Source organism: Pseudomonas sp. 05N433, assembly GCF_056396925.1.
Genome location: NZ_JBFTML010000040.1, coordinates 1 through 14,136, shown reverse-complemented (window position 1 = coordinate 14,136; position 14,136 = coordinate 1). Strand labels below are relative to the sequence as shown.

Genomic DNA, 14,136 nt, shown 5'->3' with positions numbered 1-14,136 from the left:
TCGCAGGCTCGGCAGCTGCTACGGGATTGGTGTGAGCTTGATATTTATGCTGGGCTTTTCTTCGTTGGCCCAGGCCTTCGATCTCCAGCAACTGAGCGATCAACTGGCCAAACCCGATGTGATCCACGGCAACTTCATCCAGGAAAAACACCTGCGCGCCCTGCCCCAGCCACTGACCAGCAAGGGCACCTTCGTTCTGGCGAAAAATCACGGCCTGCTCTGGCTGCTGAAAACGCCGCTGCAACAGGATTACCGCATCAGCGACAAGGGCATTGCCCGGCGGGATGCCAGCGGCTGGCAAATGCTGCCGAGCAAGAGTGCCGGCGCCGAACAGAACCGTTTGTTCCTCGCCGTGCTGCAAGGCGACAGCAGTGGCCTGCAACGGGATTTCGAGCTGTCGCTGAGTGGCGATGCGCAGAACTGGAAACTGACCCTGACCCCGCGTTCGATGCTGCTCAAACAGGTGTTCAATCAGATCAACATTGACGGCGGCGAACTGGTACACAACATCGAACTGCTCGAAACCCAGGGTGACCGAACCCTGTTGCGCATGCAGGACAGCACCAGCGCCCAACCTTTGAGCGATGCGGAGCAACATGACTTTGCCGAGTGAACGGATGCTGCCGCGGCTGTTCCTGGTCCTGCTGCTGGCGGTACTCGCACTCGCCGGTTGGCAGTGGCGCGACGGCACTCCGCTGTCGGCCAACCTGATGGAACTGGTGCCAGGCACCGCGCCGGACGCGCTGGAGCTGCGCGCCGAACAACGCATGCAAGAACCGTTGAACCGGGAAATGCTGGTACTGGTCGGCCATAAAGACCGTCAGCAAGCCATCGCCATGGCGCAAAAACTCGGTGAGCAGTGGCAGGCCAGCGGCGTGTTCGAAAAGGTCCAGTGGAACCTGCAAGCCGACTTGCCTGCGCTGCGCACGCAATTGCTGCAAGGCCGACTGGCGATGCTGTCCGCGGCCGACCGTCAGCAACTCATCGAGCATCCCGACGCCTTTATCCAGCAACGGGTACAAGCCCTGTTCGACCCCTTCACCGGGTTCAGCCTGGTGCCGAGCCAGGATGACTGGCTCGGCCTGACCGGGCGCATCCAGAACAGCCAGCCACAGCGCGGTTCGGTGCAGTTGGACATCGGCAGCGGCGTGCTGGTCGCCGATGCCGACGGCAAGAGCTGGGTGATGCTGCGGGCGCGAACCGTCGGCAACGCATTCGACATGAACCTGCCGCTGCAAGTGGCTGACCTGCTCCAGCACAGTCGCGAAGAAGCCGCCCAGGCGGATGTGCAACTGCTCGCTGCCAGCGGCCTGCTGTATGCCGCCAGCGGTCAACGGCAAGCCGCGCGCGAGATCACCTGGGTCGGTGGCGGCGCCACGATGGGGATTTTGTTGCTGCTGTTGCTGGCCTTCCGGCGTTGGCGGGTGGTGCTGGCGTTCGTCCCGGTGCTGGTGGGCATGCTGTTCGGCGCGGTGGCCTGCGTGGCACTGTTCGGTCAGATGCATGTGATGACGCTGGTGCTGGGCTCAAGCCTGATCGGCGTGGCGGTGGATTACCCACTGCATTACCTGTCGAAAAGCTGGAGCCTGAAACCCTGGCACAGTTGGCCTGCGTTGCGCCTGACCCTGCCAGGGCTGACGCTGAGCCTGATCACCAGTTGCATCGGCTACCTGGCCCTGGCCTGGACGCCGTTCCCGGCCCTGACCCAGATTGCCGTGTTCTCCGCCGCTGGCCTGCTCGGCGCTTATCTGTCAGCGGTGTGCCTGCTGCCGGCGCTGCTCAAGGGCGCGCAACTGCGTCCGGCGCAATGGCCGATGCGCATTGCCGAGTCTTTGCTGGCGCTGCGTGAATCGCTGCTCAAATACGTACGCACGCCGGTGTTGCTGGCGCTGTTGATCGCGTTCTGTGTTGGCGGTCTGTTGCAGTTGCAAACAAAAAACGACATTCGCCAATGGGTCGGCGCACCGCAGCAACTGACGGACGAAGCCCAGACCATTGCGCGCATCACCGGCTATCAACCCACCAGCCAGTTTTTCCTGGTGCGCGCGGCCAATCAGCAGGAGTTGCTCGAACGCCAGACGGCACTGAGCGAGCGCCTGGATCAGTTGGTCAACCTGGAAAAACTCCAGGGCTACCTGTCGCTCAACCAGTTGGTCAGCCCGCCGAGCGAACAGCGCAAAGTGCGTGATGCTCTGGGCAAGCTGCCGCAGTTCTGGCAACCGTTGCTCGAGCTTGGCGTGCCTGCCGACGCGCTGCAAGCCGAGTTGGTGAAGCTACAGGCGCTGCCCACCGAAGATATCGATGCGGCCCTGGCCGGCCCATTGGCCGAGCCCTACCGCACCCTGTGGCTGGGGCCGACCGATAACGGCGTGGCCGCGATGGTCAGCCTGCAAGGTTTGAACAATCCGGCGTTGTTGCGGGTCCAGGCGCTGGACTTGCCGGGTGTGCAACTGGTCGACCGCCTCGGCGACCTGAACAAGGTATTTGCCGCAACTCAAATCAGCGCCGCTGAATTGAAACTCGCCTCCTGCGTATTGATCGTGCTGGTGCTGATTCTGCCATTCGGTCTCGGTGGCGCACTGCGAATTGTCTCCCTGCCACTACTGGCGGCCCTGTGCAGCCTGGCAAGCCTCGGCTGGCTCGGGCAGCCGCTGACGCTGTTCAGCCTGTTCGGCCTGCTGCTGGTGACAGCCATCAGCGTCGACTACGCGATCCTCATGCGCGAGCAGATCGGCGGCGCCGCCGCGAGCCTGTTGGGCACCATGCTGGCAGCCGCAACCACATGGCTATCGTTTGGCCTGCTGGCGGTGTCCAGCACACCGGCGGTGAGCAACTTCGGCCTATCGGTGAGCCTCGGCCTGGCGTACAGCTTCATCCTGGCGCCGTGGGCCGGACGCCAAGTCCACACCGCCCCGGTTGCGGAGCCAGCAGCATGATGGTCGCGGCGTTCTGGGTCATGGCCCTGGTGTTGTTCGCCATGGCCACCCACGTCGGTCGACGTTTCGGTCTGATTCCGATCGTCAGCCAGTTGTTGCTGGCAACCTTCGGCCTGCCGCTGCTGATGTATTTCTGGATCGAACCAGGCTGGCATCTCAGCGGTGCCGACCTGATCTCGCCGGGTTGGCTGAAGAACCTCTACAGCCTGAGCTTTGCCTTGCTGCTGGGGCACATCCTCAGCGACGTGATCGACCTGCGACTGGATCGCCAGAGCCTGAAAATCGCCCTGCCGAGTTTCTGCATTCCCTTTGCCTGCGGGCTGGCGACAGCGGTCTGGTTACTGCCGCCACAGCCGTGGATCAGCTCGCTGGCGGTCGGTCTGTTGTTCGCCATCACCGCGATTCCGGTGTTGTACCTGTACCTGCGACACATCAACTACCCGCCCGCCGCCACCCGACGCCTGGTGCAGACCGCGATCCTGATCGACCTGACTTGCTGGACCCTGTTCGCGTTCGCCCAAGGCAGCCTGCACCTGAGCAGCCTCTTGCTGCCGCTGGCAGGCGCCTGTCTGCCGTTATTGCTGCGACTGCTCGGGTTGCGCCAGCCGTTGCTGCACAGCGGCTGCTTCTTCGCGCTGCTGGTGGTCGCCGAGCACTTCAAGCTCAATGCGCTGATTTTCGGCATCGGTTACCTGCTGTGCATGGCCGTGCTCAAGGTGTCGCTGGTACTGCCATTGCCAACGGCGTGGATGAGTCGTTTGCAGACCTGGATCGCCATCCCGTTGATCCTCACGTTCGGCATCGTGCAGATCAACGTGCACAGCGCCCTCGACAATCTCGGTGGGGTGCAACTGGCCGCGCTCCTGTTGTTGCCGATCGCCAGCAAATTGTTGGGCAACTGGCTGGGCCTCGGCTGGGCCGGCGTCTCGTTTGAAGGTGCCAGCCGCTGGCGGGAAAGCCTTTTACTGAATATCCGCGGCTTGAGCGAGATCGTCTTTCTCAACCTGCTGCTGCAACAACAACTCATCAGCCCCGAGCTGTATTTCGCGCTGATGTTGATGGGCCTGGTCGCAACCCTGCTGCCGGCACTCGCCGGCATGCACCGAATCCCTTTGAACATCGCCGCCCCGGCAAGGAGCACCCGTGCCAACAGTTGAAATGGAACGTCGTCAGGTGGTGGTGATCGGTGCCGGCCCCTCGGGCGCCATCGCCGCCGCGCTGCTCAAGCGCAAAGGCCATGATGTGCTGATGATCGAACGCCAGCATTTCCCGCGGTTTTCCATCGGTGAAAGCCTGCTGTCCCACTGCCTGGATTTCGTCGAAGAAGCCGGCATGCTCGACGCGGTCAATGCGGCCGGTTTCCAATTGAAGAACGGTGCGGCATTCGCCTGGGGCGATCAGTACAGCACCTTCGATTTCGGTGAGACGTTCAGCAACGGCAAGCCGACGACCTTCCAGGTTCAGCGCGCCGACTTTGACAAACTGCTGGCCGATCAGGCTGAACTGCAGGGAGTCGACGTCCGTTACGGCGAAGCCATCGTCAGCGTTGATTTCAGCTTGGCGAAACCGCAGCTCGATGTGCTTCGCGAAGATGGCAGCCAATACCGCGTCGAGGCCGATTTCGTGCTCGATGCCAGCGGCTACGGTCGCGTACTGCCACGCTTGCTGGACCTTGAGGCACCGTCGAACTTTCCGGTGCGTCAGGCGGTGTTCACCCACGTCGAAGACTGTATCGACAGCCCGGCTTTCGAACGGGAAAAAATCCTCATTACCACCCATCCGACCCAGCGCGACATCTGGTTCTGGACCATCCCGTTCAGCAACGGTCGCTGCTCGGTGGGCGTCGTGGCAGCCGCCGAACACTTCGCAGGCCGCACCGAGAATCTGGACGACTGCCTGCGCGGCTTTATCGCTGAAACGCCAAGCCTGGCCGGGGTGCTGAACAATGCGGTGTGGGATACCCCCGCGCGGACCATCGGCGGTTATTCGGCCAACGTCAAAACCCTGCATGGCCCTGGCTTCGTCTTGTTGGGCAATGCCGCGGAATTTCTCGACCCGGTGTTCTCCTCCGGCGTGACCATCGCCATGCGTTCGGCGAGCATGGCCGCCGGGGTGCTGCACCGCCAACTGCAAGGTGAAAGCGTCGACTGGCAGACCGAATTCGCCGAACCGCTCAAGCGCGGCGTCGACACCTTCCGTTGCTACGTCGAAGGCTGGTACGCAGGGACTTTTCAGGATGTGATTTTCTATCAGGGCGGTACAGAAGATATTCGCCGCATGATCAGCTCGATCCTCGCGGGTTATGCCTGGGATGAACGCAACCCGTTCGTCAGCGAAGCCAAACGTCGACTGCGGATGATCTCAGACCTGTGCGCCAGGGAAGCGACATGAGTTATTTGAGCGACAACTACGTCGAAGAAACCCGTTTCGGCTTCTGGTTCCTGCGCAGCCACACCTGGCAGCACCATGTATTGCGAGTGGCGATCAATGACTTGCGCAGCCTGTTCAGCACACCGTTGCCCAGCAATCCGGTCTTGCTGGACGCCGGGTGCGGCCAGGGCAAATCGTTCCAGTACCTGCGCCAGACCTTCGCGCCCAAGCATCTGATCGGACTGGATGCCGACCCTCACAGCCTGAACCTGAGCGGCGAAGAAGCGGCCCGCCAGGGCATGGAGGTAGAGCTGATCGGCAGTGACTGCGCGAGCATTAAAGTGCCGGACGCCAGTGTCGATCTGCTGTTCTGCCACCAGACCTTCCATCATCTTGTCGAGCAGGATCAGGCCCTGGCCGAGTTCTATCGGGTGCTCAAGCCGGGCGGTTATCTGCTGTTCGCCGAGTCCACCGAGGCTTACATTGATACGTGGGTGATTCGCTGGTTGTTCCGCCACCCGATGCACGTGCAAAAGAGTGCCGCCGGCTACCTGGAGATGATTCGTCGGCAGGGTTTTGAATTTAGCCCGAAAAACGTGTCTTACCCTTACTTGTGGTGGAGTCGCGCCAAGGATTTCGGCCTGCTTGAACGCTTCGGCTTGCGCCAGCCAAAACCCTTTGGCCAACGGGAAGAAACCCTGGTCAATGTGGTCGCGCGCAAGCCCCTTGAAGAGAGTGTCTGATGATCCGTTTGCTGCTTCTGGGTTGTGTCCTGCTGCTGAGCGCCTGCGCCAGCCAGACGCCGCTGCCCGAGCGAACCCCGAACCTGGCGTTGCCACTGCAACTGCATATCGAACGGCAGATGGCCGAGCAGCGTCAGGACTGGCTCCTGGTGATCCAGCGTGAAGGCCCGGGCATTCGCTGGTCGATGATGGACCCGTTGGGGATTCCCGTGGCACGACAGAAACTGATCGATGGCCAATGGCAAGCCGACGGTCTGCTACCACCCAATCCGGAAGCCCGGGAGCTGTTCGCCGCCCTGTTGTTTGCATTGACCCCCGAAGGCGAGTTGCACGGCAACTATCCCGCCGCCCGGCAGCATGACGGGCAACGGTCATTGTCAGCGCGCTGGAACATCCGCTATTCACAACCAAGTCTTTCGCAACCACCGAGCTTTGAATTGAACGTGTCCCAAGGCCCGCACTATCGCGTCACCCCGTTAGGCGAAAACACGCCATGACCGCTTACCTGAATGCCCTCGGGGTAATCTGCGCCCTCGGCCGCGACAAGCAGGAAGTCGCCCGCAACCTGTTTGCCGGCGATTGCTCGGGCATACGCAACGAGGCCGGCTGGGTCGCGGAGCGCTCGTTGCCCGTGGCGGCGGTGCGTGGTGAGCTGGCACCGATTCCGGTTGAGCTGGCTCATCAAAGCAGTCGCAACAATCAATTGCTGCTGGAGGCCGCGCTGCAAATTCGCCAAGACATCGAGCAGGCGATCCAGACCTACGGCCGCGACCGTATCGGCGTCATTCTGGGCACCAGCACCTCAGGCATCGACGAAGCCAGCCGCGGCCTGGCCCATTACATCCGCGAACATCACTTCCCGGCCGATTATGACTATCAGCAGCAAGAGCTCGGCGCTCCGGCGACGTTTCTCGCCGACTGGCTGCAATTGAGCGGCCCGGCCTATGTGATCTCCACCGCCTGCACCTCCAGCGCCCGCGCGCTGATGAGTGCCCAACGACTGCTCGACCTGGGCATGTGCGACGCCGTGTTGTGCGGTGGTGTCGACAGCTTGTGCAAGCTGACCCTCAACGGTTTCTCGGCCCTGGAAGCGGTGTCCGAGCAGCGCTGCAACCCGTTTTCGGCGAACCGCAACGGCATCAATATCGGCGAAGCCGCGGTGCTGTTCCTGATGAGCAAAACCGCCGGCAGCAGCCAACCGATTGCTTTGCTCGGCAGTGGCGCCAGCTCCGATGCACACCATATTTCCGCGCCGGAACCCACCGGCCGTGGCGCCCGGCAAGCCATGCACAAAGCCTTGAGCCGCGCAGGCCTGCAACCCCAACAGATCAGCTATCTGAACCTGCACGGCACCGCCACCCAACACAATGACGCAATGGAAAGCCTGGCTGTGACGGCGCTGTTTCCACAAGGCGTGCCCTGCTCGTCGACCAAACCGATGACCGGCCATACCCTCGGCGCCGCTGGTGCCCTGGAAGCGGCGTTCTGCTGGTTGAGCCTGAGCGCGGATAACCACGAGCATGCCCTGCCGCCCCATGTCTGGGACGAGCAGCCCGACCCCGAGTTGCCGGCGTTGCATTGGGTGACCCCGACCGACCACCTGACGTCCATTGCACCCCGCTACCTGATGAGTAATTCCTTTGCCTTTGGTGGCAATAACGTCAGCCTGATTATCGGAGACGCCTCATGATTACCTGGCCGCTCGCCGAATTGCTGCCCCATGCCGGCGACATGATCCTCATCGATCAGATCCTGTCGTTCGACGACGAGCAGATCTATACCCGACTCACCGTCAAACCCGGCGGCCTGTTCAATCGCCCCGACGGCAGTCTGCCGGCCTGGGTCGGCATCGAGCTGATGGCCCAGAGCGTCGCCGCTTATGCCGGCTGCCATGCGCGCCAGAAAGGCAATGCGGTGGAACTGGGCTTCCTGCTCGGCAGCCGCAAATTCGAATGCAACGTGGAACACTTCCCCGCCGGCACCGAGCTGACTATCCACGGGATACGCTCGCTGGAAGACGATAACGGCATGGGCGTATTCGAATGCCACATCACCGCCCCCGGCATCCACGCGACCGCTCGGTTGAACGTGTTCCGCCCGCCTCAAGCCGCTCAATATCTGCATGAATCCCAAGGAGTCGAGTGATGACTGAATCCGTACTGGTCACCGGCTCCAGCCGTGGTATTGGCCGCGCCATCGCATTGCGTCTGGCCCGAGCGGGGCATGACATCGTGCTGCACTGCCGCAGCGGCTTGGCGGACGCCGAAGCCGTCAAAGCCGAAGTGGAAACCTTGGGCCGCAACGCGCGCATCCTGCAATTCGACGTCAGCAACCGCGCCAGCTGCAAAGCGATCCTTGAAGCCGATGTCGAAGCCCATGGCGCCTATTACGGCGTGGTGCTCAACGCCGGCCTGACCCGCGACGGTGCTTTTCCGGCCCTGAGCGAGGAGGATTGGGATGTGGTGATGCGCACCAACCTCGACGGTTTCTACAACGTGCTGCACCCGGTGATGATGCCGATGATCCGTCGTCGCGCCGCCGGGCGGATTGTCTGCATTACTTCGGTGTCCGGGCTGATCGGCAATCGCGGGCAGGTCAATTACAGCGCGTCCAAGGCCGGTCTGATCGGCGCGGCCAAGGCATTGGCGATTGAGCTGGGCAAGCGCAAAATCACGGTTAACTGTGTCGCACCCGGCCTGATCGACACGGCGATGCTCGATGAAAACGTGCCGGTGGAAGAACTGATGAAAATGATCCCCGCACAACGCATGGGCACCCCGGAAGAGGTGGCCAGCGCAGTGAATTTCCTGATGTCGGCGGAAGCTTCGTACATCACCCGGCAGGTTCTGGCCGTCAACGGAGGCCTGTGCTGATGAAGCGCGTCGTCGTCACCGGCATGGCCGGCATCACCTCACTGGGCAGCGACTGGGACACCATCGCCGCCAACTTTGCCGCCAACCGCAGCGGCATTCGTCGCATGCACGAGTGGGATCGCTTTACCGAACTCAATACCCGCCTGGCCGGGCCGATAGACGACTTCGAGGTGCCCGGCCACTGGACGCGCAAGCAACTGCGCAGCATGGGCCGGGTATCGCGGCTGGCAGTCGGCGCTGCAGAACAGGCCCTGGCGGACGCCGGGCTGCTGGGTGATGAGTCGATCAAAGACGGGCGCATGGGCGTGTCCTGCGGCTCGTCCACCGGCAGCACCGACGAGATCAAGGCGTTCGGCAAAATGTTGCTCAATTCGGTGGCCGAAGGCCTGAACGCCAACTCCTACGTGCGGATGATGCCGCACACCACGGCAGCGAATATCAGCATCTTCTTCGGCCTCACCGGCCGACTGATCCCGACCTCCAGTGCCTGCACCAGCGGTAGCCAGGGCATCGGTTACGCCTACGAGTCGATCAAGTTCGGCCGCCTGCCGCTGATGCTCGCCGGCGGCGCCGAAGAGCTGTGCCCGACCGAGGCCATGGTGTTCGATGCGCTCTACGCCACCAGCCTGAAAAACGATGCCCCGCAAACCAGCCCGCGCCCTTACGACAGCGGCCGCGATGGCCTGGTCATCGGTGAGGGCGGCGGCATGCTGGTACTCGAAGAGCTCGAACACGCCCTGGCGCGTGGCGCCCGCATCCACGCCGAGATCGTCGGTTTCGGCAGCAACGCCGATGGCCAGCATGCCACCCGCCCCGAGCTGATCACCATGCGCCGGGCCATGGAGCTGGCTTTGGAAGACGCCGGGCTCGACCCAAGCGCCATCGGCTATGTAAATGGTCACGGCACCGCTACAGAGCAGGGCGACATTGCCGAAACACTGGCGACCAACAGTTTGTTCGGCGAACACATGCCGATCAGCTCGCAGAAGAGCTTCCTCGGCCACACCCTGGGAGCCTGCGGCGCGCTGGAGTCCTGGTTCAGCATCGAAATGATGAACCGCGACCTGTACGTGCACACCTTCAACCTCGATGAGGTCGATCCGCAGTGCGGCAAGCTCGATTACCTGCGCGGCGAATTCCGGCAGATGAGCAACCAGTATGTGATGAACAACAACTTCGCTTTTGGTGGGGTCAACACCTCGTTGATCTTCCGCCGCTGGTCGTAAACGAGCCACGCAGGGGCGATCATTACCGGGGTTGCGCTGAAAGGGGATTTGGCGAAGGTTCAGTAACGCCAGAATCGACAAAGGGCGCCTTTCGGCGCCCTTTCACAAACAGGTCGGCTTGTCATCGCCCGGTACCTGCCTGGCTCTGCGATGGCTGGTTACCCAGGATCCTCAGAGTCTCACAAGCCCCTTTCGGGAACGCGGGCAGTATTGCTTGAAACTTAACGGGAGACAACGGGTGGCGACTCGCCCAACTGTGCCACCTCTGATGGCATCACAGGCCAAGAGCGTTGCGTACCGCGGCTTTGATTGCGTAAAACTCAGATAAATCACTAGGACGGATCCATTACTTGAAGTGTCCTGAGTGCGGTGATTTGCTCGCTTTCACTTCCCTTCAACCTTACGCGTCAACAACTCCACAAACGCCTTGGCCATCGGCGACTTCTGATCCTTGCGCTGCACCAGCCACACCGCCGAAATCGCCTCCGGATCGAGCAACGGCCGATACACCACACCATCGATACGCATCCGCTGATAAGACGCCGGCAACACCGATACCCCCAAACCCGCCGCCACCAGCCCGATGATGGTCATCGCCTCGCCCGCCTCCTGGGCAAAGTGCGGGCTGAAGCCGGCGTCCCGCGCCAGGCTGAGCAATTGTGCGTACAGACCGCTGCCATAGCTGCGCGGGAAAAATACGAACGGCTCGAGGGCCAGAGCGGACAGGAACAGACCTTCTTCGCTGCCATCCACCAGCGGATGCTTGGAGCTGAGCACCGCCACCAATGGCTCACGCATCAGTTCCACCACGCTGAGGGAGTCCGGCAAGCCCAACGGGCGCATGATGCCGACCTCGATCGACTCGTCCACCAGCGCATCGGCCACTTGGGTGCTGCTCATTTCCCGCAGGTTCAGGTGCACCGCCGGGAAGCGCTGGCGAAATGAGAAAATCGCCTGGGGAATGGTCGAGTTGAACGGCGCCGACGAGGTGAAGCCGATCTTCAGTTCACCCAATTCACCAAGTTGTGCCCGCCGAGCCACATCCGCCGCTTTGTCGACCTGAGCCAGCGCCAGCCGCGCCTCTTCCAGAAACAGCCGACCGGCCTCACTCAGCTCGACCCGACGATTGGTCCGCTCGAACAGACGCGCCCCCACTTCCTGTTCCAGCGCCTGAATCTGCTGGCTCAGCGGCGGCTGCGAGATGCCCAGCACTTGGGCGGCGCGGCCGAAATGCAGTTCTTCGGCGACGGCAATGAAGTAGCGCAGGTGACGCAATTCCATGAAAACTCCATTAGGTCGTTAAACCTATCAAACAGGTCGAACAATATATTGGATAGAAACATTAGCCAGCTATATGATTTTTTCATTGCCTGACCGGCTGCGTCCTCCGAGGTCCGAAGTGAAAACTGCTGTCGCCCCACTCGCCCATGAAATCCCGCCCGCCGCGCTGAATGATGTCGTCGCTGAACATAACGAGATCTACATCGAGAAAGGCACACCGATGTTTATGCGCACGGTGCTGGCGCTGTTCTCCGGAGGCTTCGCGACCTTTGCCCTGCTCTACTGCGTACAGCCGATGATGCCGCTGCTGTCCCGCGAGTTTTCCATCAATGCGGCCCAGAGCAGCCTGATCCTGTCGGTCGCCACCGGCCTTCTCGCCATCGGCTTGCTGATCACCGGCCCCATCTCCGATCGCATCGGGCGTAAACCGGTGATGGTCGCCGCACTGTTCGCCGCCGCACTGTGCACCATGGCCAGTGCCATGATGCCGAGCTGGCAAGGCGTGCTGGTGATGCGGGCGCTGGTCGGGCTGTCGTTGAGCGGTCTGGCGGCGGTGGCGATGACTTACCTGAGCGAAGAGATCCACCCGCAGCACATTGGCCTGGCCATGGGCTTGTACATCGGTGGCAATGCCATCGGCGGCATGTGTGGACGCTTGATCGTCGGGGTGCTGATCGACTTCGTCAGCTGGCACACGGCAATGCTGGTCATCGGCGGCCTGGCGCTGATTGCCGCCGCGGTGTTCTGGAAAATCCTCCCCGAATCGCGCAACTTCCGCGCCCGCTCGCTGCACCCGCGTAGCCTGCTCGACGGCTTCACCATGCACTTTCGCGACGCCGGCCTGCCGCTGCTGTTTGTCGAAGCGTTCGTGCTGATGGGCGCGTTCGTTACCCTGTTCAACTACATCGGCTATCGCCTGCTGGCCGAGCCGTATCACATGGACCAGGCCTTCGTCGGGCTACTCTCGGTGGTGTACCTGTCGGGCATCTACAGCTCGGCGAAAATCGGCGCCCTGGCCGACCAGCTCGGCCGGCGCAAAGTGCTCTGGGCAACCATTGTGGTGATGCTCGCGGGCCTTGCGTTGACGATGTTTACGCCCCTGCCAGTAGTGATCTTCGGCATGCTGGTCTTCACCTTCGGCTTCTTCGGCGCGCATTCGGTGGCCAGCAGCTGGATCGGTCGTCGCGCGACCAAGGCCAAGGGGCAGGCGACGTCGTTGTACCTGTTCAGCTATTACGCCGGGTCGAGTATCGCGGGGACGGCGGGCGGTATGGCCTGGCATCTGGGTGGCTGGAACGGGATCGGGCTGTTCATCAGCGGATTGCTAGTGATTGCGCTGTTGGTGGCGTTGAAATTGGCGAAGTTGCCGCCGTTGGAGAATTTGAAAGCTTAAGGCTGCGATCTTTTTGATTTTGATGCAAAAACGCCCGGCAAATGCCGGGCGTTTTTTATCGGGCGACGATCACTCGTGATACTGCGCCGACAGCTCATGCACCGCGCGCAAGAAAGCGCCTGCGTGCTCCGGATCGACTTCCGGGGTAATGCCATGGCCGAGGTTGAACACGTGGCCGCTGCCCTTGCCGTAGCTGGCGAGAATCCGGCCGACTTCGGCGCGGATGGCTTCTGGCTTGGCGTAAAGCACGGTCGGGTCCATGTTGCCTTGCAGGGCGACTTTGTTGCCGACGCGTTGACGGGCCTCACCGATGTCGCAAGTCCAGTCCAGGCCCAGCGCATCAGCGCCGGCGTCGGCGATGCTTTCCAGCCACAGGCCGCCATTCTTGGTGAACAGGATGACCGGCACTTTGCGGCCTTCATGTTCGCGGATCAGGCCGCTGACGATTTTGCGCATGTAGGCCAGGGAGAATTCCTGGTACGCCGCCGCCGAGAGATTTCCGCCCCAGGTGTCGAAGATCTGCACTGCTTGTGCGCCGGCCAGGATCTGGCCATTGAGGTACGAGGTGACCGACTGCGCAAGCTTGTCCAGCAGCAGGTGCATGGCTTGCGGGTTGTCGTAGAGCATGGCCTTGGTCTTGCGGAAGTCTTTCGACGAACCGCCTTCAACCATGTAGGTGGCCAGGGTCCATGGGCTGCCGGAAAAACCGATCAGCGGCACACGGCCGTTCAGTTCGCGGCGGATGGTGCTGACTGCGTCCATGACGTAGCCGAGGTCTTTCTGTGGATCAGGAATCGGCAAGGCTTCGATGTCAGCCAGGGTGCTGACGACTTTCTTGAAGCGTGGACCTTCACCGGTCTCGAAGTACAGGCCCTGGCCCATGGCATCGGGGATGGTCAGGATGTCGGAGAAGAGGATCGCCGCGTCCAGTTGCGGATAGCGGTCGAGCGGTTGCATCGTGACTTCGCAAGCGAACGCCGGGTTCATGCACAGGCTCATGAAGTCACCGGCCTTGGCACGGCTGGCGCGGTATTCCGGCAGGTAGCGACCGGCCTGACGCATCATCCACACTGGGGTGACGTCTACGGGTTGCTTGAGCAGGGCGCGAAGGAAACGGTCGTTCTTCAGGGCAGTCATGTCGGCATCCGGAAAAAAAGTGCGGGCATTTTCTCAGAGCGCGACGCAAAAGGCACGGCAAGAGCCGATCCTTTTGTCTATCGGGTCAATTTGTCGCGGTGAAATGCAGACTTTGCAGCACCACAAAACACTGTAGGAGCCGGCTTGCTGGCGATTCAGACGACGCGGTGTATCAGG

The 14,136-nt window shown here is 61.8% G+C and carries 13 protein-coding genes; 11 read left to right on the top strand and 2 right to left on the bottom strand.

Annotated features, from left to right (window positions below; all coding sequences use genetic code 11):
* Positions 1-46: 46 nt before the first annotated feature.
* The 10 genes from AC1DIS_RS20400 to AC1DIS_RS20355 are packed head-to-tail and all read left to right on the top strand — an operon-like array spanning position 47 to position 10,148.
* Positions 47-613 (top strand): outer membrane lipoprotein carrier protein LolA, encoded by a 567-nt coding sequence (locus AC1DIS_RS20400; protein WP_111453914.1) that lies wholly within the window; start codon positions 47-49, stop codon positions 611-613.
* Complete coding sequence (locus tag AC1DIS_RS20395; protein ID WP_018928596.1) at positions 597-2,936, top strand: MMPL family transporter; 2,340 nt, start codon at positions 597-599, stop codon at positions 2,934-2,936. The genes AC1DIS_RS20400 and AC1DIS_RS20395 overlap by 17 nt, the downstream gene beginning before the upstream one ends.
* Positions 2,933-4,093 carry a cation:proton antiporter gene (locus AC1DIS_RS20390; RefSeq protein WP_064615941.1) on the top strand — a complete coding sequence of 387 codons (1,161 nt, stop codon included), beginning with the start codon at positions 2,933-2,935 and terminating at the stop codon, positions 4,091-4,093. Before AC1DIS_RS20395 ends, AC1DIS_RS20390 begins: the two co-directional genes overlap by 4 nt.
* Positions 4,080-5,327: an NAD(P)/FAD-dependent oxidoreductase gene (locus AC1DIS_RS20385; RefSeq protein WP_064615939.1), complete on the top strand. Its 1,248-nt coding sequence runs from the start codon at positions 4,080-4,082 to the stop codon at positions 5,325-5,327. The genes AC1DIS_RS20390 and AC1DIS_RS20385 overlap by 14 nt, the downstream gene beginning before the upstream one ends.
* A complete protein-coding gene (locus AC1DIS_RS20380) occupies positions 5,324-6,049 on the top strand; it encodes a class I SAM-dependent methyltransferase (RefSeq protein ID WP_064615937.1) in 726 nt (241 codons plus the stop codon). The genes AC1DIS_RS20385 and AC1DIS_RS20380 overlap by 4 nt, the downstream gene beginning before the upstream one ends.
* On the top strand, positions 6,049-6,546 hold the full coding sequence (locus tag AC1DIS_RS20375; protein ID WP_019581872.1) for a DUF3261 domain-containing protein: 498 nt from the start codon (positions 6,049-6,051) through the stop codon (positions 6,544-6,546). The genes AC1DIS_RS20380 and AC1DIS_RS20375 overlap by 1 nt, the downstream gene beginning before the upstream one ends.
* Positions 6,543-7,739 (top strand): beta-ketoacyl-[acyl-carrier-protein] synthase family protein, encoded by a 1,197-nt coding sequence (locus tag AC1DIS_RS20370; RefSeq protein ID WP_477744142.1) that lies wholly within the window; start codon positions 6,543-6,545, stop codon positions 7,737-7,739. The genes AC1DIS_RS20375 and AC1DIS_RS20370 overlap by 4 nt, the downstream gene beginning before the upstream one ends.
* Complete coding sequence (locus AC1DIS_RS20365; RefSeq protein WP_018928602.1) at positions 7,736-8,194, top strand: hotdog family protein; 459 nt, start codon at positions 7,736-7,738, stop codon at positions 8,192-8,194. Before AC1DIS_RS20370 ends, AC1DIS_RS20365 begins: the two co-directional genes overlap by 4 nt.
* A complete protein-coding gene (gene fabG, locus AC1DIS_RS20360) occupies positions 8,194-8,922 on the top strand; it encodes a 3-oxoacyl-ACP reductase FabG (RefSeq protein WP_018928603.1) in 729 nt (242 codons plus the stop codon). The genes AC1DIS_RS20365 and fabG overlap by 1 nt, the downstream gene beginning before the upstream one ends.
* Positions 8,922-10,148, top strand: coding sequence for a beta-ketoacyl-ACP synthase (locus tag AC1DIS_RS20355; RefSeq protein ID WP_018928604.1), 1,227 nt, complete (start codon positions 8,922-8,924; stop codon positions 10,146-10,148). The genes fabG and AC1DIS_RS20355 overlap by 1 nt, the downstream gene beginning before the upstream one ends.
* A 384-nt stretch (positions 10,149-10,532) precedes the next feature.
* On the opposite strand, the gene AC1DIS_RS20350 is transcribed toward AC1DIS_RS20355, so the two are convergent.
* Positions 10,533-11,429: a LysR family transcriptional regulator gene (locus tag AC1DIS_RS20350; protein ID WP_019650776.1), complete on the bottom strand. Its 897-nt coding sequence runs from the start codon at positions 11,427-11,429 to the stop codon at positions 10,533-10,535.
* 118 nt (positions 11,430-11,547) lie between these two features.
* Between AC1DIS_RS20350 and AC1DIS_RS20345 the strand changes: the two genes are divergently transcribed.
* Positions 11,548-12,822 (top strand): MFS transporter, encoded by a 1,275-nt coding sequence (locus AC1DIS_RS20345; RefSeq protein WP_018928608.1) that lies wholly within the window; start codon positions 11,548-11,550, stop codon positions 12,820-12,822.
* A 69-nt stretch (positions 12,823-12,891) separates the two neighbouring features.
* On the opposite strand, the gene hemE is transcribed toward AC1DIS_RS20345, so the two are convergent.
* Positions 12,892-13,959: a uroporphyrinogen decarboxylase gene (hemE, locus tag AC1DIS_RS20340; protein ID WP_018928609.1), complete on the bottom strand. Its 1,068-nt coding sequence runs from the start codon at positions 13,957-13,959 to the stop codon at positions 12,892-12,894.
* Positions 13,960-14,136: the final 177 nt, after the last annotated feature.

Excerpts from the sequence above, each read along its gene's own strand:
- hemE (WP_018928609.1), bottom strand. The coding sequence starts at position 13,959 with ATGACTGCCCTGAAGAACGACCGTTTCCTTCGCGCCCTGCTCAAGCAA.
- AC1DIS_RS20380 (WP_064615937.1), top strand. The coding sequence starts at position 5,324 with ATGAGTTATTTGAGCGACAACTACGTCGAAGAAACCCGTTTCGGCTTC.
- AC1DIS_RS20400 (WP_111453914.1), top strand. The coding sequence starts at position 47 with ATGCTGGGCTTTTCTTCGTTGGCCCAGGCCTTCGATCTCCAGCAACTG.
- AC1DIS_RS20390 (WP_064615941.1), top strand. The coding sequence starts at position 2,933 with ATGATGGTCGCGGCGTTCTGGGTCATGGCCCTGGTGTTGTTCGCCATG.
- AC1DIS_RS20365 (WP_018928602.1), top strand. The coding sequence starts at position 7,736 with ATGATTACCTGGCCGCTCGCCGAATTGCTGCCCCATGCCGGCGACATG.
- AC1DIS_RS20395 (WP_018928596.1), top strand. The coding sequence starts at position 597 with ATGACTTTGCCGAGTGAACGGATGCTGCCGCGGCTGTTCCTGGTCCTG.
- AC1DIS_RS20370 (WP_477744142.1), top strand. The coding sequence starts at position 6,543 with ATGACCGCTTACCTGAATGCCCTCGGGGTAATCTGCGCCCTCGGCCGC.
- AC1DIS_RS20355 (WP_018928604.1), top strand. The coding sequence starts at position 8,922 with ATGAAGCGCGTCGTCGTCACCGGCATGGCCGGCATCACCTCACTGGGC.
- fabG (WP_018928603.1), top strand. The coding sequence starts at position 8,194 with ATGACTGAATCCGTACTGGTCACCGGCTCCAGCCGTGGTATTGGCCGC.
- AC1DIS_RS20350 (WP_019650776.1), bottom strand. The coding sequence starts at position 11,429 with ATGGAATTGCGTCACCTGCGCTACTTCATTGCCGTCGCCGAAGAACTG.
- AC1DIS_RS20375 (WP_019581872.1), top strand. The coding sequence starts at position 6,049 with ATGATCCGTTTGCTGCTTCTGGGTTGTGTCCTGCTGCTGAGCGCCTGC.